This is a genomic window from Ensifer adhaerens (assembly GCF_020035535.1).
GTDB lineage: Bacteria > Pseudomonadota > Alphaproteobacteria > Rhizobiales > Rhizobiaceae > Ensifer.
In genome coordinates, this window is sequence record NZ_CP083349.1 from 991,217 (window position 1) to 1,009,354 (window position 18,138).

18 protein-coding genes and 1 tRNA gene are annotated in these 18,138 nt (G+C 61.5%); 9 read left to right on the plus strand and 10 right to left on the minus strand.

Annotated elements, in window-relative coordinates:
• Positions 1 to 61: 61 nt before the first annotated feature.
• Positions 62 to 571 carry an outer membrane protein assembly factor BamE gene (locus tag LAC81_RS04805; protein ID WP_223726932.1) on the minus strand — a complete coding sequence of 170 codons (510 nt, stop codon included), beginning with the start codon at positions 569 to 571 and terminating at the stop codon, positions 62 to 64.
• A gap of 138 nt (positions 572 to 709) precedes the next feature.
• On the opposite strand from LAC81_RS04805, the gene LAC81_RS04810 reads away from it, so the two are divergent.
• The 6 genes from LAC81_RS04810 to LAC81_RS04835 all read left to right on the plus strand — a co-directional run bounded on the left by LAC81_RS04810 (position 710) and on the right by LAC81_RS04835 (position 5,243).
• On the plus strand, positions 710 to 1,249 hold the full coding sequence (locus tag LAC81_RS04810) for a ubiquinol-cytochrome C chaperone family protein (protein WP_223726933.1): 540 nt from the start codon (positions 710 to 712) through the stop codon (positions 1,247 to 1,249).
• Between the two features lie 99 nt (positions 1,250 to 1,348).
• Complete coding sequence (locus LAC81_RS04815; RefSeq protein WP_113536911.1) at positions 1,349 to 1,900, plus strand: YceD family protein; 552 nt, start codon at positions 1,349 to 1,351, stop codon at positions 1,898 to 1,900.
• Between the two features lie 201 nt (positions 1,901 to 2,101).
• A complete protein-coding gene (gene plsX / locus LAC81_RS04820; RefSeq protein WP_113536970.1) occupies positions 2,102 to 3,160 on the plus strand; it encodes a phosphate acyltransferase PlsX in 1,059 nt (352 codons plus the stop codon).
• A 4-nt stretch (positions 3,161 to 3,164) separates the two neighbouring features.
• Positions 3,165 to 4,136 carry a beta-ketoacyl-ACP synthase III gene (locus tag LAC81_RS04825; protein ID WP_223726934.1) on the plus strand — a complete coding sequence of 324 codons (972 nt, stop codon included), beginning with the start codon at positions 3,165 to 3,167 and terminating at the stop codon, positions 4,134 to 4,136.
• A 92-nt stretch (positions 4,137 to 4,228) separates the two neighbouring features.
• Positions 4,229 to 4,567, plus strand: a complete 339-nt coding sequence (locus tag LAC81_RS04830; protein WP_113536913.1) for an integration host factor subunit alpha — start codon at positions 4,229 to 4,231, stop codon at positions 4,565 to 4,567.
• A 139-nt stretch (positions 4,568 to 4,706) separates the two neighbouring features.
• On the plus strand, positions 4,707 to 5,243 hold the full coding sequence (locus LAC81_RS04835) for a MerR family transcriptional regulator (protein WP_057252555.1): 537 nt from the start codon (positions 4,707 to 4,709) through the stop codon (positions 5,241 to 5,243).
• Positions 5,244 to 5,548: 305 nt separating this feature from the next.
• On the opposite strand, the gene LAC81_RS04840 is transcribed toward LAC81_RS04835, so the two are convergent.
• Positions 5,549 to 5,713, minus strand: a complete 165-nt coding sequence (locus LAC81_RS04840; protein ID WP_223726935.1) for a hypothetical protein — start codon at positions 5,711 to 5,713, stop codon at positions 5,549 to 5,551.
• 310 nt (positions 5,714 to 6,023) lie between these two features.
• Between LAC81_RS04840 and LAC81_RS04845 the strand changes: the two genes are divergently transcribed.
• Positions 6,024 to 6,100, plus strand: a tRNA-Pro gene (locus LAC81_RS04845).
• A 64-nt stretch (positions 6,101 to 6,164) separates the two neighbouring features.
• Here LAC81_RS04845 and LAC81_RS04850 read toward each other — a convergent pair.
• From LAC81_RS04850 to LAC81_RS04870, 5 genes are read right to left on the minus strand one after another with little or no spacing between them, the layout of a single operon-like run.
• Positions 6,165 to 7,358 (minus strand): glycosyltransferase family 4 protein, encoded by a 1,194-nt coding sequence (locus tag LAC81_RS04850; protein WP_223726936.1) that lies wholly within the window; start codon positions 7,356 to 7,358, stop codon positions 6,165 to 6,167.
• Between the two features lie 2 nt (positions 7,359 to 7,360).
• Positions 7,361 to 8,605 carry an O-antigen ligase family protein gene (locus LAC81_RS04855; protein ID WP_223726937.1) on the minus strand — a complete coding sequence of 415 codons (1,245 nt, stop codon included), beginning with the start codon at positions 8,603 to 8,605 and terminating at the stop codon, positions 7,361 to 7,363.
• Positions 8,602 to 10,164: an undecaprenyl-phosphate glucose phosphotransferase gene (locus LAC81_RS04860; protein WP_223726938.1), complete on the minus strand. Its 1,563-nt coding sequence runs from the start codon at positions 10,162 to 10,164 to the stop codon at positions 8,602 to 8,604. The genes LAC81_RS04855 and LAC81_RS04860 overlap by 4 nt, the downstream gene beginning before the upstream one ends.
• Positions 10,165 to 10,223: 59 nt before the next feature.
• Positions 10,224 to 11,396 (minus strand): glycosyltransferase family 4 protein, encoded by a 1,173-nt coding sequence (locus LAC81_RS04865; RefSeq protein ID WP_223726939.1) that lies wholly within the window; start codon positions 11,394 to 11,396, stop codon positions 10,224 to 10,226.
• Positions 11,397 to 11,401: 5 nt separating this feature from the next.
• Positions 11,402 to 11,977, minus strand: a complete 576-nt coding sequence (locus LAC81_RS04870; protein ID WP_113536971.1) for a polysaccharide biosynthesis/export family protein — start codon at positions 11,975 to 11,977, stop codon at positions 11,402 to 11,404.
• 204 nt (positions 11,978 to 12,181) lie between these two features.
• Between LAC81_RS04870 and LAC81_RS04875 the strand changes: the two genes are divergently transcribed.
• Positions 12,182 to 14,368 (plus strand): GumC family protein, encoded by a 2,187-nt coding sequence (locus LAC81_RS04875; RefSeq protein WP_223726940.1) that lies wholly within the window; start codon positions 12,182 to 12,184, stop codon positions 14,366 to 14,368.
• A gap of 62 nt (positions 14,369 to 14,430) precedes the next feature.
• On the opposite strand, the gene LAC81_RS04880 is transcribed toward LAC81_RS04875, so the two are convergent.
• The 3 genes from LAC81_RS04880 to LAC81_RS04890 form a co-directional block, all read right to left on the minus strand.
• A complete protein-coding gene (locus LAC81_RS04880; protein ID WP_113536972.1) occupies positions 14,431 to 15,675 on the minus strand; it encodes a GNAT family N-acetyltransferase in 1,245 nt (414 codons plus the stop codon).
• Between the two features lie 152 nt (positions 15,676 to 15,827).
• Positions 15,828 to 16,568: a metallophosphoesterase family protein gene (locus LAC81_RS04885; RefSeq protein ID WP_113536919.1), complete on the minus strand. Its 741-nt coding sequence runs from the start codon at positions 16,566 to 16,568 to the stop codon at positions 15,828 to 15,830.
• 34 nt (positions 16,569 to 16,602) lie between these two features.
• Positions 16,603 to 16,815 (minus strand): DUF2842 domain-containing protein, encoded by a 213-nt coding sequence (locus LAC81_RS04890; RefSeq protein ID WP_113536920.1) that lies wholly within the window; start codon positions 16,813 to 16,815, stop codon positions 16,603 to 16,605.
• A 166-nt stretch (positions 16,816 to 16,981) separates the two neighbouring features.
• Here LAC81_RS04890 and LAC81_RS04895 point away from each other — a divergent pair, with 166 nt between their 5' ends.
• Positions 16,982 to 18,085 carry a COX15/CtaA family protein gene (locus LAC81_RS04895; RefSeq protein ID WP_223726941.1) on the plus strand — a complete coding sequence of 368 codons (1,104 nt, stop codon included), beginning with the start codon at positions 16,982 to 16,984 and terminating at the stop codon, positions 18,083 to 18,085.
• Positions 18,086 to 18,138 lie beyond the last annotated feature (53 nt).

The following is an 18,138-nucleotide window of genomic DNA, read 5'->3' on the forward strand; positions in this document are numbered from 1 at the left end:
CGACGAAACGAAAAAGGCCCGCGGAAGTGACTTCCGCGGGCCTTTCTTTGTAATGGGTGAACTACCTGCTGCCGAAGTCTTTGAACAGGCTCTTTGCCGCAGCCTGACCGGCGCCCGGTCCGCTCAGCAGCTGGCCGAGGAAGCTCGTTTCCTTGCCACCGGTCGGCGTCGTGCGCGACAGCATGTCGAACACCTTGCCATCCTTCAGCGTATAGTGTGCGAGCTGGCTGACGGTGCCTTCCTTGTCGAAGTAAACGGCCAGGATCGACTGGTCGACCAGCTGAGGCTTCATGAAGGCGACAGGACGCTTGCGGGTCTGCGAAATGTAGTAGAACACTTCGTTGTCGAAGGTTGCGGTCGTCGACGGCGTGCCGAGCGAAAGGAGCACCTGCTCGCGGCTGGAACCGACCGGGACGAGGTTGAGCGTTTCCTGGTCAACCACATAACCCTGATGAAGGACTTCACCGACATTGGCGGACTGGCAGGCTGAAAGGGTGAGACCGGCGATGGTAGCTACGACCGCCACGCGGCCGAGGGTTTTAAAGTTTTTTCTCAAATACCGCTTCGTCAACGACAGCTCCCCTTGGAGAAACGATGGCAGATCCGCCATTGCAATTCGTGCCTGCTTCGGTAAACCAGCTTCGGCTGTCATGCAACAACGGGATGGGCGCTTGCGCGCATTTCGAGAAAGCCAAGCCCGAGCTTTGTGATGATTTTTGGACTGTTTAAAAGAAAAAGCGGCAATACCGTGATCGTCGAGAGGCAGTATGCACTGCTGACGTCGGCCGCGCGCCAACCGTATCTCTATACCGACCTCGATGTGCCGGACACGGTCATGGGGCGGTTCGAGATGCTGTCGGCTATGCTGATCCTCTACTTCCGCCGTACGCGCGCTTCGGCAAGGCCCGGCCAGGAAATCGCCCAGGAGATCATCGATGCTTTCTTCGAGGACGTCGATCATTCGATCCGCGAACTCGGCGTAGGCGATGCCGGCGTTCCAAAGAAGATGAAGAAGCTGGCCGGCATGTATTACGGGCGCCTGGAATCCTATGCGGCAGCGCTCGAGGCCAAGGACGTGGCCGCCTTGGCGGCGGCACTGAAGCGCAACTTTCATCCGGAAGGCGGCGATGCAGCCCCCTCGATGGATGCGCTTGCAACCTATCTGCTGACGGTTGAGGCGCAGCTCGCCGACGTTGCCGAAGCGGTTGTCGAGACCGGTCAGTTGCAGATACCATCCGCTGGAGCTTAATAGAGCGGTTATAAGAGACATTGCGCCGCGAGCCGGAACACGGGCGGCGGCTGCATTCGCGACTGGGCAGTAATTGCCTTGGCGAGGAAGGATCCGATCATGAAAGACGATAGCCAACCGGCCTTCTCCTATCCGGTGAAGGTGGGGCATATCTCGGCGAACGCTGTCAGCGTGCATCTCTCCGCGAACGAGCGGGAAAGGGCGGCACTGGCAAAGCTCTGGGGTGTCAGCGATGTGCTATCGCTCAGCGCAGAGCTGCAGATTGCGCGCTGGAAGAAGGACGGCATCAAGATCAAGGGTGAGGTCACGGCCCGTATCGTGCAAAGCTGTGTGGTGACGCTCGAGCCGGTCGAGGCCGATATCCACGAGCCGGTCGAAGCGATCCTGGTGCCCGAAGGGTCGCGGCTCGCTCGCCAGGCGAGCAACGATGGCGGCGAGATGATTCTCGATCCGGATGGACCGGACATTCCTGACACCTTCACGGGTGACACGGTCGATGCCGGCGTCGTCGTCAGCGAGCAGGTGGCGCTCGCCATCGACCCTTATCCGCGCAAGCCAGGCGCGAGTTTCGGGGCGCGCATCGAGAGTACGGCGGCCGATGACAAGAAGCCGAACCCGTTTGCCGTTCTGAAGGACTGGAAAAAGGACTGAGGCTGCGAAAGCCTCCTCTACAATTCGGTTGTCACGCAAAGGAAAAGCAGTATTTTGGCCCCAAACCGGCCGAAAGAGCCGTGAAGCGATCTGCCGCGTGCTTGGCTCAAGCGTCAGAATCAATATGTTTCGTCATTGCGTCCGAGAAGAGTGCGCCACGACGGCACGTGTTGTGTGGCAGAAATGAAGGATAAGACACGCGTGGTCAGAATTTCACTTGACGTGATGGGTGGCGACTATGGTCCCGAAGTCGTCATCCCGGGCGCCGCAAGAGCGCTCGAACGTCATCCGGACATCAAGTTCGTGTTGTTCGGAATCGAAGCGCAATGCGCGGACCTCCTGGAAAAATATCCGAAGCTCAAGGCCAACAGCACTTTTTTTGATTGCGAGATCGCGGTCGCGATGGATGAGAAGCCGAGCCAGGCGCTTCGCCGCGGCCGCGGTAAGTCGAGCATGTGGAAAGCAATCGACGCGATCAATGCCGGCGAGGCAGACGTCGTCGTTTCGGCCGGAAACACCGGCGCGCTCATGGCCATGTCGGTCTTCTGTCTGCGCACGATGCAGGGGATCCAACGTCCGGCGATCGCGGCCATCTGGCCGACGCTGAAGGGCGAGAGCATCGTGCTCGACGTCGGGGCGACGATCGGTGCGGATGCCCAGCAACTCATGGACTTCGCACTGATGGGTGGCGCAATGGCGCGTGCACTCTTTGAGATCGAACGGCCGACGGTCGGTCTTCTCAATGTCGGGGTTGAAGAAATCAAGGGACAGGAAGAGGTCAAGGAAGCTGGCCGCCTGATCCGTGAAGCCAACATTGATGGCTTCGACTATTACGGCTTCGTCGAGGGCAATGACATCGGCCGCGGAACGGTTGACGTCGTCGTGACCGAAGGCTTTTCCGGCAATATCGCGCTGAAGGCTGCCGAAGGCACCGCGCGCCAGATTGCCGAATATCTCCGCGCCGCAATGTCGCGCACGCTGCTTGCCAAGATCGGCTACATCCTGGCGAAGGGTGCGTTCGACCGGTTGCGTGAGAAGATGGACCCCCGGAAGGTCAATGGTGGTGTCTTCCTCGGCCTCAATGGCGTCGTGATCAAGAGCCATGGTGGTGCCGACGCTGAGGGTTTCGCAGCCGCAATCGATGTCGGCTACGACATGGTGAAGAATGGCCTGAAGTCGAAGATCGAGCTCGATCTGGCAAAGTACCATGGCGCCGAACCGCCACAGGCTCTTTCCGCCGGCATGAATGATGAGGTTTGAATAAATGATCCGTTCCGTCGTTCGCGGCTTCGGCGCAGCTTTGCCGAAGCGCGTTGTCACCAATCAGGAGCTGGAATCCAAGGTCGATACGTCCGATGAGTGGATCGTGCAGCGCACTGGTATCCGGCAGCGCTACATCGCCGGTGAGGGCGAAACGACCGCGTCGCTCGGTGAAGGGGCGGCCCGTGCGGCGCTCGCCAATGCCGGGCTTACGCCCGATGACATCGATCTCATCATCCTGGCGACCTCGACGCCGGACAACACGTTCCCGGCCACGGCCGTCAACATCCAGGACCGGCTCGGTATGCGCCATGGCGCTGCCTTTGATTTGCAGGCAGTCTGTTCCGGTTTCGTCTATGCGGTGACGACCGCCGACGCTTACATCCGCGGCGGGCTTGCCAAGCGCGTACTGGTGATCGGCGCGGAAACATTCTCCCGCATTCTCGACTGGACCGACCGGACGACTTGCGTGCTCTTCGGCGATGGCGCCGGCGCCATCATTCTGGAGGCCCAGGAGGGCGAGGGCACGAATGCCGACCGTGGGGTGTTGACAGCCAAGCTTCGCTCCGATGGTGCCCATCGCGACAAGCTCTATGTCGATGGCGGCCCCTCGACGACGGGCACAGTCGGCCATCTCAAGATGGAAGGCCGCGAAGTATTCAAGCATGCAGTCGGCATGATTACCGACGTGATCGAGGCGGCGTTCGAGGCGACTGGAACGACCGCAGAAGATCTGGACTGGCTGGTGCCGCACCAGGCCAACCGGCGCATTATCGACGGCTCCGCCAAGAAGCTCGGCATCCCTCTCGACAAGGTTGTGGTGACGGTCGACCTGCATGGCAACACCTCGGCTGCCTCCATTCCGCTGGCGTTGAACGCGGCGGCTGGTGACGGCCGGATCAAGAAGGGTGACCTCGTGCTGCTCGAGGCCATGGGCGGCGGCTTCACCTGGGGCTCCGTGCTCCTCCGCTGGTAAAGAAATTGCTTAAGCAACAGGCGCTTGACCGCAAAAGGTAAGGGCAATAGTCTTCGGTCGCTGATCGGCGTACCAGACGTTGGTGGGGGAAGATGAGCGGAAAAACAGTAACACGGGCGGACTTGGCTGAGTCGGTATTTCGCAAGGTGGGTCTGTCACGGACAGAGTCTGCCGAGTTGGTGGAAACCGTCATTGACGAAATATGCAACGCAATCGTGCGTGGCGAGAGTGTGAAGCTGTCTTCTTTCGCGACCTTCCAGGTCCGCGACAAGAACGAGCGTATCGGGCGAAATCCGAAGACCGGCGAGGAAGTGCCGATCTCGCCCCGTCGCGTGATGACCTTCAAGGCGTCCAACGTGCTCAAGCAGCGCGTGTTGAAGGCCCATCTCAGCCGCAGAGCCAAGCAGAAGCCGGTATCGCCCGTGGCGTAACGTCATGGCGTCAGCCACAAATGTGGTTGAAAACCCATCCATAAGCCGTTGAAATGGGTCCGATTCGTGCCATCATCGGTATGATATCGGTTCATTGCTGCTCGCGAGCATGAGTCGCGTGACATGGATTGGGAACCACATGGAAAAGAGCCCGGACGCATTCCGCACCATCAGCGAGGTCGCTGACGATCTCGATCTGCCGCAGCACGTTCTGCGTTTCTGGGAAACCCGTTTCCAGCAGATCAAGCCGATGAAGCGCGGCGGCGGTCGGCGCTATTACCGGCCCGAAGACGTCGATCTCCTCAAGGGCATCCGGCATCTGCTCTACGATCACGGCTATACCATCAAGGGCGTGCAGAAGCTGCTGAAGACCAACGGCAACAAGTTTGTCGCGGCCATCGCCAGCGGCGATCTTGCGACCGTCGAGGCGCTTGCTGCATCCAGCAATGAGGAGCCGGCACCGCCCAAGGCCGGCGTTTCGGAAGAAGATCAGATTGTCGGACGCGCCAAAGCGCCGGCGAGCCGCCGCTTCTTTTCATTCGGCGGCGGTAGCGACGATGTGCCGGAAATCTCCCTCGGCAAATCGTCGTCCGTGGGCAAGGAGGACCGGGCCCTGCTTCAGGAGGCGCTCTACGATCTCCTGGAATGCAAGCGCCTGCTCGACCAGGTTCGCTGAGATCGCGATCGCCTACGGGGCGCGTGCGAGTTTTGCAACGCGCGATGCTTTTATGACCTTAAAAAAATCAGCCGCGACGCAGGCATGGCGCTTGCGCGAATGTGCGGCGTTGTTGCCAGCAGAAAATCCCCGCCGGAACTGACGGCAAACATTCGATCGATCGTCGGTTTGGGAGATTGGCAGGTGGCCCGCATCCAAATGCTTCGGGTCTGGGAGAAGGGCAACCCACTCATGCATTGACGTGAGCGACCGAGGGACGCCTCACTGGGCTCGCGTTCTGTCGCTCACACCACAGGTGCCGCGTCTTAGTAGGACATACGGAAACCACCGGGGCTCGATGCGGAAACATCAGGCTCCGGATAGGGGCCGGTCCACTGCGCGTAGGTTGTGTTGGTCGAACCGGATGTCGCGCATCCGGACAGGGTCAGGACGACGAGTGCGGTTATGGCCAGCAGTGATTTAAGAGGCATGGTCTACTCCTGAAAATGGAGGCTCCAGGCCTCAAGGGCCAGTACCAAACTGTCCCTCAAATCGGTTGTGATGGCAAGCTCACGTTGCGTTAGGCAGGGCTTTTCGAGCGATGCGATTTGAGACTTGGTGAAGGTTCCCTTGCATTGCGCGTCCGTCGATCTCAGGGCGATGACCGGGGAAAGCGGAGCGATTTTCTCAGCGTTCCGCGGCAGGTCCGCAGCTTTTCCACGCCGGATATTTCTTTTTCACGCAGAGTTCGAAATTCCCGCTTGCGCTCTAAGCGTTGGTTATATAGGGGTTTCCTCGGTTCGGAGCGTAGCGCAGCCCGGTAGCGCACTTGACTGGGGGTCAAGGGGTCGTGGGTTCGAATCCCGCCGCTCCGACCATTCTTCTCAATCCTCAATCCCCCAGAGAGCGATTGATCTGTTTCCCATCCCTATCTTACTTGCGCTACTCCGCCGGCTGAAGGATCGCTGACACTCGGCGTTTGGTGGCCACCTGCTCATAGAGTGTCTCGGTTTGATCGAGCATCACATCGAGGGTGAAGCGGTGCTTCCGGCTGCGCGCAAAGGCAGCCAGCTCTTCGAATGTTTCCGGTGCTGCGGCTTTGGCCATCGTCTTCGCGAGCAGGGACGTGTCGTCGCTGTTCGGCAGGATGAAGCCGTTCTCGCCATCTTCGATGACCGTGCGCGCGCCGCCGATATCGGTGGCGATGATCGGTTTGCCCGCGGCCGCCCCTTCCAGCATGACGTAGGACATCGCCTCGTAGCGGCTCGGCATGACCAGAAGGTCGAAAGCCGGCGCCGCCTGTGGTCCCGTAAAGGCCGAGGTCAGGTGCATGCGGTTCTGCAGTCCGCTTTCGGCGATCGCCTTGCGCAGGGGGCCCTCCAGTGCACCGGCGCCGACCATGACCAGATGGCTGTTCTTCACCGATGCGGCGATGCTCTGGAAGGCGGCGATTAGACGCTCCGGTGCCTTCTGTGCCGAGAGCCGGCCGATGAAGCCGAAGACGAAGGCATCGGGCGCGATCCCGAAGCTGGCGCGAATCGTTTGCGCCATTTCGCACGAGGGCGGAGCGACGCCATTGACGACCACCGACATCCGGTCTCCGGGCATATGCAACGACAGGGCGTGGCGATGCTCGTCCTCGGAAACGCAGATGAGATGGTCGGTGAAGAAGCGGGCAAGGCCCCACTCGATCATGCCATAGATCAACCGTCCACCACGGCCGAGCCTGGGGTCGAGCGTGCGAAAGGCGTGTGGAGTATAAAGGCGTGGGATGTGCGGACCCGGAAGTCGAATCCGGGTCAGCGCACCTGCCTTGGAACTGTGGCCGTGGATGATATCGAAGTCGTTGTTGCGGATGATGCGCCGCAGTTCCAGGAAGGAGGCCAGATCCCACGGGCCCGGAGCCCGCTTCATGTTGACGGCGTGGACGGCCGGCAGGCCGACCGCCTTCAGTTCGCGCACGAAACCCTCCTCGGCGCGCACCGGCGAATAGACCGCCTCGACATGGTGGCCGCGCTCATGCATGCCGCGGCAGAGGTCGACGAAATGTCGACCCGAGCCGCCGCCGCTCGGTTCCAGGACCTCAAGCAGGCGTAGGGGCAGGGCCGGTCGCCGGCCCGGAACAAAATGTTCCATGATCAGGAGCTCCAGCCGGCGCGCGCTTGCCGGCGATGACGATATTCGAGGGCGGCACATCCCCAGATGATGCCGACGAGCAGATAGAAGTGGCGCCAGTGATCGGTGTCGATGACGTTGCCGACGCCGACATGGCCGAGAACGGCGACCCAGGCAATCATCAGGTAGGTCTGCCAGGGACGGTTGAGCAGCAGGAAACGGAAGCCGAGCGACAGCGTCCAGATGATCAGCGTCACATAGCTGACGAAGCCGAGCCAACCATAGGACGTCAGCGACTTGAGCCAGACATTGTGCTCGTCTTCCGGGAAGATCGTGCTGAAGACCATGGGGCCGATGCCGAGGGGCTTTTCCATGGACATCAGGAAGCCAAGCCTGTGGCGGTCGAAGCGTCCTAGATGACCGCCATCGTAATCCTGCACGAGCTGCGAGCGGCTGGAAAACAGCGTGGCGACTTGTTCGGATTGCAGGGCGACGACAAGAGCGCCGACAACCAGCAGCCCGCCGACGAGTGCCAGCACCAGGATCCTCAGGCGGAAGAGGCCGTTACGCTCCTTGAGCAGCATGACAAAGACAAAGGCCACGACACAGAAGAGATTGAGCGCCCAGGCCGCACGCGAAAACGAGAGGAAGACACCGAGCGCAAGGATCATCAGCGCTGCGATCTTCAGGGGTGCCTTCTGGATCGGCTGCGTCAGGATGCCGTGGATCAGATACATGGCCGGTACCGACAGAAACGGCCCGAACACATTGGGATCCTGGAACGCCCCCTTGGCGCGACCGTAGAGCGTGAAATTCTCCGCACCCGGAACGGCGCCGAAATAACCGAGGATGCCGAGCAGGGCGGTAATGATGGCGGCGGCCAGCCAGGCATTGAAGATCAGACGCAGCCGCTCATGGCGGTCCTCGATGATCGCCGCGAAGAAAACGGACGAAAGCGCAAGAAAGCCGGAAACCCCCATGTACATCGGCCCTTTGGTCAGATCGACCATGACCGTCAGCGATAGGATGCCGCCCACCATGAACAGCGTCAGAAGCGTGAGGAGGGGGGCGACGCTGCGCGAAATCTTGAGACCGAAGAGCGCCCACAGCCCGATGAGCGCAACCAGGAACAGCTCATAGGGCGCCGGCTCGAAGATGACGAAGCCGGAAAGGAACACGGCGAACGCGACCATGCCCGAACCGAACAGCGAAAGTGCTGCAAGCTGGGGACGCGCGATCGGAAACCGGCCTGTCTCGACGGTGCTCAATAGGCGTTCTCGGTGTTGAGGAGCCGAAACGGCGTCAGGAACAGGATCTTGAGGTCGAAGAGCAGCGACCAGTTTTCGATGTAGTGGAGGTCGAAGGCCGTGCGCAGGCGGATCTTTTCGTCATTGTCGATTTCGCCCCGCCAGCCGTTGATCTGCGCCCAGCCGGTAACGCCCGGCTTGACGCGATGGCGCGCGAAGTAGCCTTCGACGACGTCGGAATAGGTCCGGTTCTGGGTCTGCGCCAATACGGCGTGCGGACGCGGGCCGACGAGCGAGAGCTCGCCTTTCAGCACGTTGAGGATCTGCGGCAGTTCGTCGATCGACGACTTGCGGATGAAACGCCCGACCGGTGTGACGCGCGGATCGCCCTTGGTTACGGCGTTGCGGGCCGAGGGGTCGCTCATATGCGTGTACATCGAGCGGAACTTGTAGACCTCGATCGTCTCGTTGTTGAAGCCATGGCGCTTCTGCTTGAAAATGATCGGCCCGGGCGACGTGGCTTTGACTGCAATGGCGGCGCCGAGCATGATCGGCCAGAGCAGCACCAGGGCGACCAGGCTGAAGAAGATGTCGAAGCCACGCTTGGCGACAGAATCCCAGTCGGCGATCGGCTTGTCGAAGATGTCGAGCATGGGAACATCGCCGACATGGGAATAGCTGCGCGGACGGAAGCGCAGATTGTTGGCGTGTGCGGCGAGCCGGATGTCGACCGGCAGGATCCAGAGCTTCTTCAGGAGTTCGAGAATGCGCTTTTCCGCCGTCAGAGGCAGCGAGATGATCAGCATGTCGATCCGTGCCAGGCGGGCAAACTCGACGAGCTCATTGACCGTTCCGAGTTTCGGATAACCGGCGATGACGTTGGGTGAGCGCCGTTCGTCGCGGTCGTCGAAGATACCGCAGATACGGATGTCGTTGTCGGGCTGATCCTCAAGCGTGCGGATCAGGTCCTTGGCCGGCTGGCCGCCGCCGACGACGACGGCGCGGCGTTCCATCGTGCCGTTACGCGCCCAGTGGCGAATGGAATAGGCGATGAAGGCGCGTTCGGCGATGAGGAAGATTGCGCCGCCGACAAACCAGCCGCCGAACCAGACACGGGAATACTGATGGCCGGATTTCAGGAAGAACAGGGCGATGGCGATCCCGCCGAAGGCAATCGCCCAGGCTGCGAGAATACGCGGCATCACGCGCAACCAGGCGCGTAGCGCCGGGATCTGATAGGTATCTGCGATCTGCATCGCGGCGACCGCCAGGGCCGAACCGCCCATCAGGATCGCCATATAGAGCGGCAATTGCTCGAAACCCGGTTGAACGTAGAGCGCGTTGATCGCGTAGCCGATGGCAAAGAGCGCGCAGAATTCGAAAAGCCGCATCAGGCCCATGATCATGGCCGGCGAATAGGTGTCGGCCCGGAACTGCTCGGCGATTTGCCGCGCCAGCGGATTAAGTTCCGCGGTCGGCTCACCGTTCGGCATTTCGCCGGGTGCGCGGGCGCGGATTTCCGAAATCTTCTTGCGAAGCGCTTCCGGATCGAATGAACCCGGGCGGTCAAACTTGTTCATGGCTGTCTTCCGGCGCTGAAGTTCCACAGCCCGGATAGCAGAAAGCCACTAAGAAACGCTTACGTTGTGGGCGACACGCTATCCGTGGGTGGCTGGTAACGGCACAATTCCCGATAGAGGTCTAGCATGTCGGCGGACATTACCGAAGCGGCGAAACGTGATTTGAACGTGCTCGGTTCAGGCATGACCCGTGTCGCCCAGTCCTTCTCGCTGATCGAGCGCGCCATGATGGTGGCCAGCGATTGGACGTCGGCCGGTTCTGCCAGTGCGCCGCTGTCGGGCCCAAGTATTTCCGGGATGCCGCCGACACGGCTGGCGATGACCGGCTTTCTGGCCGCGAGTGCTTCGAGGACTATGTAGGGCATGGACTCGGCCCGCGAGGGAACGACGACATTGCGCGCTAGCGTAAACGCTTCGCGGGTCTTCATGGCCGGGTGCATCCTGATGCGGCGGCTCAGGCCCTGCTGCAGCATCAGTTCGCTGTACTCCTCCTGTTGCGGGCCGTCGCCGATCATCAATGCCGAAAGTGGCCGTCCGACAAGACGTTCGGTTCGCGCGAAGGCCTCCACAAACAAATCGGGACCCTTCAGGTCCCGCATCATGCCGATATAGAGAAAATCGACCGCATCCGGCCGTGGGGTGATCACCTCGAATTCCCCGTCGTCTATCCCGTTATAGATCAGTTCGTGCCGTACCCGCGGCGCGCCGACCTTGGTGAAATAGGTCTGGCGCTCGAAATCGCAGACAAAAACGAGAGCGTCCGCAAGCCGCTCCTGTGCCCGTTCCAGCGGGAAGACAAGCCGCCCGATCAGGGAACGGCGGCAAAAGTGCAGGCTTCCCCCGTGCGGTGAATAAAGGCGGGCTACGCGATACCTGTTGACCCGCAAGGCTGAACCGATGAGCCGGGCAATGGCGCCACCCTTGGCGCCGTGCCCATGCAACACATCCGGTCGCAAACTTCTGATTTCCTTGTAACCGCGCCACAGCGCGGCAAAATCCGACGGACCGACGGAGCGGTGAATCGGCATGCGAACGAGGCCTAGCGCCAGATGGGGCCGGATCTCGTCGAACAGTGAATCTTCGTGGCTACCCCCGGTGGTGCTGTCGCAGAGAATGCCGACCTCATGCCCGGCGCGGGCGTGCGCCTCGGCGAGATCGCGCACGTGGCGGAAAATTCCGCCGACGGGCGACCTGAAACAATGGATTATGCGCAGGGGACGCTGTTGCTGCATCGAGATCAGAACAGGCGTTCGCGGATGTAGATCGTATCGCCGGCGAGAACCGCGTCGGTGATCGGAACCCGGCCGGTGATGATGCGGCCGTTGATCTTGCGGGTAATGTCGGCGTTGGACTGGTTGGCGCGCGGCGAGAAACCGCCGGCGACCGCAATCGCATTCTGCACGGTCATTCCCGGAACATAGGCATATTGCCCGGCCTGGCCGACTTCACCCATGATGAAGACCGAGCGGTAGCGATCGACCTCGATCGTCACGTCGGGGTCGCGCAGATAGCCCTGGCGCAACTTGGCGGCGATCATGCCTTCGAGTTCCGGCAGGGTCTTGCCGCGCGAGGCAACGGTGCCGATCAGCGGAAACGCGACATACCCGGCCTGGTCGACCGTATAGGTGCCGCTGAGGCCGGCCTGTTCGAAGACGTTGATGCGCAAGCGGTCGCCGCTGTCGAGGCGATAGGGCTGGATCGTGGCTTCGCTGAAAGCCTTCGGCGCGGGCTGGTAGCTGGTGCAACCGCTGAGCAACATCGACAGCACTGCCGCCGTGATCGCGAGACCCGTCTTGATAGCTGCGGTTGACATGCGGTTCATAGGCTCCGGAAACGACCCACCTTTTCGGACGTTATCGATCCGTTAGGGTTAATAGCCGGTAAACTCGCGGTAGAATTTTTGCCGCGTATCGCTGCAGAGGGGAGGGGTTTATCGTCCGGAAGTTGATTGCATTAACCCTTGCGTTACCATGTTCATTTACCCTCCGGCAAAATTTGAAGGTTCGGAGCCAGTAGCATGTCGGGAAGCGGCAGCGGTCAACAGGATGTGGATATCGACCTCGGCGGCCTGTTTCGTGCCGTCTGGGATCGGCGCGTCAAGGTGTTGCTCGCAACGGCCTGTGTGGCCGCACTCGCCTTCGGTGCGGCGAAAATGATTTCGCCGGACTATCAGAGCGAAACGCGCGTGCTGATCGAATCGCGCGAGCCGGAATTCAGCGGCCCGAACCAGGCTTCCCAGGCTGGGGCAGATCGCGTCTTCGACGAATCCGGAATTCTGAGCCAGGTGCAGGTGCTTCGTTCGGCCGACCTGATCAAGCAGGTCGCCCGCAACATGAAGCTCTATGAGCTGAAGGAGTTCGACCCGTCGTCGGCGCCCTCGGCGATTTCCGACCTCCTCGTGATGCTCGGCCTCAAGAAGAATCCGCTGGAACTGGCGCCGGAAGAAAGAGTTCTCAAGGAGTTCAATGAAAAGCTCCAGGTCTATCAGGTCGAAAAGTCGCGCGTGATCGCGATCGCCTTCACCTCAAAGGATCGCCAACTCGCGGCCACCGTCCCGAACGAAATGGCGAAGGTCTTCCTTGCGCTGCAAAGCGGGGCGAAGCTCGACACCAATTCCGAGGCGACCCGCTGGCTGGAGCCCGAGATTGCCAATCTGCGCGAGAAGGTGCGGGATGCCGAGGCGAAGGTTGCCGCCTATCGCGCGTCTTCGGATCTGTTGCCGACCGGCGAGACGACGAATTTTGCCACACGGCAACTGACGGATATCTCCACCGAGCTGGCCCGCGTGCGCGGTGAGCGTGCGAACGCCGAAGCGCGCGCTGCGGGCGTGCGCTCGGCGCTTGCGAGCGGCCGGGCACCGGACACGATCGCCGATGTCGTCGGATCGCAGATGATTCAGCGCCTCAAGGAGACCGAGGCAAACCTGCAGGCACAGGTCGCCGACCTTTCTACGACCTTGCTTGACGGACACCCGCGCCTGAGGGCGCTGAAGTCGCAGCTTGAAGGCATCCGTGGCCAGATCCGTACCGAGACGCACAAGATCCTGACGAGCCTCGAAAATGAGGCGAAGGTCGGTGAACTGCGCGAACAGCAGCTTGTCCAGCAACTCAATGGGCTGAAGGCTCAATCGGCCCAGGCCGGTGAAGAAGAGGTGGGGCTGCGTGCGCTCGAGCGCGAGGCGACCGCTCAGCGGCAGTTGCTCGAAACCTATCTCTCCCGCTACCGCGAGGCGACCTCGCGCACGGTGGAGAATGCGACCCCTGCCGATGCGCGCGTGATTTCAACCGCGGTGGTTCCGACCAGCGCGAGCTTCCCGAAAGTTCTGCCGATCACCATTGTCGCCGCGCTCGCGACGTTCCTGTTGAGCTGCGTCGTGATCATGCTGGGGGAATTGTTCAGCGGCCGGGCGTTGCGGCCCGTCTCGGCAAGCGGCGAGCGGGTTGCCCCGATGCGACCCCGGCCGGCTTTGGCCGCAAGCGCGACCGATACCCCGATCGTCGCCGCCGAAACGGTACCCGAAGTGGCGCCCTTGGTCGATGACGCAGTCGACCTGCTTCCGGCAGCGGAAGCACCGGCTATGGACACGGACACCACAGAAGCAGCCACCGAACCGGATTTCTCCATCGAAGCGGTTGCGGAACATCTGCGCGCCGCAGGTGCACGCGTTGCAATTTCGGTCTCTCCGGGTGGAGACGAAGGATCGACCGCAACCGTCATGCTGGCACGCCTGCTGGCCGAGGACGATGTGAAGGTGGTGCTGATCGATCTGACCGGATCGGCCTGCCCGACGCGCCTTATGGCGCGCTCACCACAGCTTCCCGGGATCACCAACCTGCTGGCCGGTGAAGTGCCGTTCACGGATACGATCCACGCCGATCGTTTCTCCGACGCTCACGTCATTCCCCAGGGCGATGCCGACCCACGGCAGGCGATGCGCGGCATCGAGCGGCTAAAGATGATCATCGACGCCCTGACCAACGCCTACGATCTCGTTCTGGTCGAGTGCGGTCCGGCGGACGAGATGGCTGTCGAGAAGATCGCCGGGCGCGATAGTGCAGAGATCATCCTGTCGGCGCCGTCGGTCAGCGATGAACGCATCGTCGAGGTGCTGACCGGTTTTGGCGCGGCCGGCTATCGCGACATCGTGCTGATGACCGGGCAGGTCGAACCCGGCCCGGAATATCCCGACCGGGATGCTGCCTAATCGGAAGACGGCGCCTCGGTCGCGAATGACCGCCGCGGCCCGCATGCGCGCGACGTTGCAGCTTAGTCCGGGGTGCCTCGTGAATCGCCTCTGCCTTGCCTGAACCGTCTCGCTCGCTGCAGGCGAGCGTAGACGGCCTTGTTCGACTTGGCCGCCGCCTTTGCGCGCACGACGAGATGATGGCGCAAGGCGGCAAGGTGTCCGGGAAGCGTTACCGGCAATATGATGTCACGCAATGGCGTCTCGATCGTACACCACGATCGCTTGTAGAGTTGATCGCCGACGCCGAAATCGAACAGGCGCACACCCTGGACCGAAAGACGCTCGATCATCCGGTAGAACAACAATTCACCCGGGCTTGCATCGCCTGCCAGCACCTCGTCGATCGAGCCGAACTGGCAGATGACATGGTCGCCTTTCAACGAAAGCCCGGCGACGGCGACGACTTGTCCGTCATGTTCACCCTTAAGCCGGATGGCGTTCAACTGCATGAGCTGCGGGTCACCATCCTGAGAGGCTGCGAGCGCGTGGAAGAAGGCCGTTGTCTCGGCTTGCTGGAAAACGTCGGGAAGGCCAAGTGCCGCAAACCGTGTCGCCTTTTGCCGGAAGAAGGTATCGAGCAGCGCCTGCGCCTCGTCGGGGGTGCGAGCAACCACGTAGTCGTAGCCACCCATCTCCGCCAGGCGTCGCTCGGAGATGCGCATCTTCTTGCGCCGCCGCTTGGCGTTGATCTGCGCCAGTGTGTGCTGGATGCTACCGAGGAGGGGGAGCTGGAACGAAGCATTGGGGTTTGCGACGCCAGGAAGCGCGGCAAAGGGGCTGGGGCTGCCACGCCATTCGCAGGGTACCCGTTCGAGCATGAGGATGTCGGCAACGCCGTTTAACGCCATACTGACATCGCGGGCCAAAGCATGCGCAAGCGCCGGCGTCATGGCCGCCGAGGCTTCGGCGGTAAAGAGCCCAGTGTTGAGGTTGCTGTGTTCCGTTCCGATCAGGCGCGCCGTTCGAAACAGGCGACCATGCCTGATCTCCAGCGGCAGAATGAGGAAAAGCTCGCCATTGAAGGCAGCGCGCAGCAACAGGAGGTCGCTGTTGTGGGTTTCTTTCCAGGCGCGGCACCAGTCATAGGCGTGATGAAGCGAATTGGCGGCCAGGCTGTCGAGCGTACGCCATTCAGTTTCCAGCGGCTCCATGGTGCGATGGATCGAAATCTCGAACCGGCCAGTGGCGTCGGTCGGCCCGACACGAACGGACGTGCGCGGACGGCGGTCGCCGGAGCCTTCCATGGTCAGATCGGAGTTCGTCATCGAAGGTGCCATCCGGTCCCTGTTGCCGCGCGATTGAACCTCAAGCCGGCTACGATCCGTTTAATGCGATAGCTCTCATGTATGGCGGTGAAGAATAACCGGGGAACGCAGTTAGCAAAGCGTGAAGCGTCGCTGGCCAGCGGCACGGCGGATCAGTCGAGAAAGCCGGTGGCGAGTGCCTTTGCCCATTCCAGTCGGTTGCGACTGGCCGCGAGCCGGGACATCGCCGCCCAGTCATACGGGACATTGCGGAAGGTGACGCTCCACCCGGCGCCCGCCTTTTCGATGATGGCGTAGCGCGCATCCGGCGAACCCGCCTCGACCTTGTGCGGCACGGGCTGGTCGTCGTCATAACCGGGGCAGCCGACGCTGCCGGGATTGACGACAAGGCGGCCGTCCGAGAGGCGGACGGCGCGCTGGATATGCGTGTGTCCGCAGAGGATCACCGGGTAGTCGATGCCGGCGGCCTCAGCCTCGATTGCCGAACGAGCCGCCATATGGACCGTGCCGTCGCTCGTCAGTGCCTCCAGCCAGTAGGTCTCATCATCCGTCGGCGTCGCATGGCACAGGAAGAACGTTTCCTTGTGGACGTGTGCGACGGGCAGGGTGGCCAGCCATTCGCGGTGCTGCGGTTGCAATTGATCGTATGCCGCGCGATCCGACTGCCCCAGTTTGCGGGGATCGATGGTCAGGAGATAGCGATCGTGATTGCCTCTGATCGAAGGGATCCCTCGTTCGATGAGGATGTCGGCGGTCCGCGCGGCATTGAGCGGGCCGCTCAAGTGATCGCCGAGGTTGACGATGTCGGTGATGCCGAGCGTATCGATGTCGGCAAGCACGGCCTCAAGCGCGAGGTCGTTGCCATGGATATCAGCGATTACCGCAAGCCTCATGGGCGTCTCCTCGGATGTCCACCGCGCCGGGGGATCAGCGATCGCGCGCCGGCTTTTCCATCCATTTGATAATCAGCATGGCTGGCAATATCCAGAGCAGGCCGGTGAAGAAGAAGTAGGCAAGGTGCACCCACCAAGGCGACGCCCCGAGCAGCAGCGAGGCGAAGGTGACAGCGGCCAGCGCATAGACGACGACGAGGATGATGATCAGGATCGTGCCGATCAACTTTCTGAGGCGTACGGGCATTTCATTTCTTTCAAATGGCACAATGGCCGGCCGCGACGGCATGCCGCAAAGGTTTCGGCCTTGTTTTGCATGCCGCTCTGGTGCAAATCAACGGCTTTCAGAGAGGTGCGACCGTTGATCCGTCCGGTCGCTCCGCCGACAACCCTGCAATACCAGAGGGAAAATGATGGCCGGCGTCGAATTGGCGACAGAACAGATGCTTCGAAACGAGATCAGCAGAACCGACCGTAACCGCCGGCAGATCCGCGGTTGGTTGGCGGTCGTGCTCTTCACCCTTTTTGCGCTGGTGCTCGTCGGCGGCGCGACGAGGCTTACGGAATCCGGCCTGTCGATCACCGAATGGAAGCCGATTCACGGCGTGATCCCGCCGCTTTCTGCGGAGGAATGGGAAGAAGAGTTCCAGCTCTATCAGCGCATTCCACAGTACCAGCAGCTTAACGCCGGCATGTCGGTCGAGCAGTTCAAGACGATCTTCTGGTGGGAGTGGGCGCATCGCCTGCTGGCCCGCACCATAGGCATAATCTTCGCGCTGCCGCTCGCGTTCTTCTGGCTGACCGGCCGGATCGAGCGCAAGCTCCGGATGCCACTTCTTGGCATCCTCGCGCTTGGCGGCTTTCAGGGCTTCATCGGTTGGTGGATGGTATCTTCCGGCCTCGTCGAGCGGACCGAAGTCAGCCAGTACCGATTGGCGACACACCTCGTCATCGCCTGTCTGATCTTTGCCGCCTGCATGTGGATATTGCGCGGGCTCAGCCCGCATTCCAACGACGCGGCGCCCACAGATCGTTCGCGCAAGATGGCAATGATCATCGCGCTCATGAGCCTGTTCCAGATCTATCTCGGCGCGCTCGTCGCCGGCCTCGATGCCGGTTTCAGCTACAATACCTGGCCGCTGATGGATGGCGCCATCATCCCGCAGGACCTGTTCCTGCAGCAGCCCTGGTGGATCAATCTGTTCGAGAACCCGAAGACTGTGCAGTTCGTTCACCGGATCGGCGCCTACGTGCTCTTTGCCTTCGCGCTGATGCACATGATCGCCTCGCTGAGGGCAGCGCCCGAAACCACCCATGCGCGGCGCTCGGTGCTCCTCTTCCTGCTCGTCTCGGTCCAGGCGGTGATCGGCATCACCACGCTCGTCTTGCAGGTGCCGGTCGGCTGGGGCGTGGCGCACCAGGGTGGCGCGCTCGTTGTGCTCGGCTTTGCCATCGCCCACTGGCGCGGCTTTTACGGCGAGTATTTGCGACCGACGGCAATCCAGTATCGGGACTGACGTTCGGTAAAATACCGGAAAAAAGAAAGACCCCGGCGAGCGGTTCGCCGGGG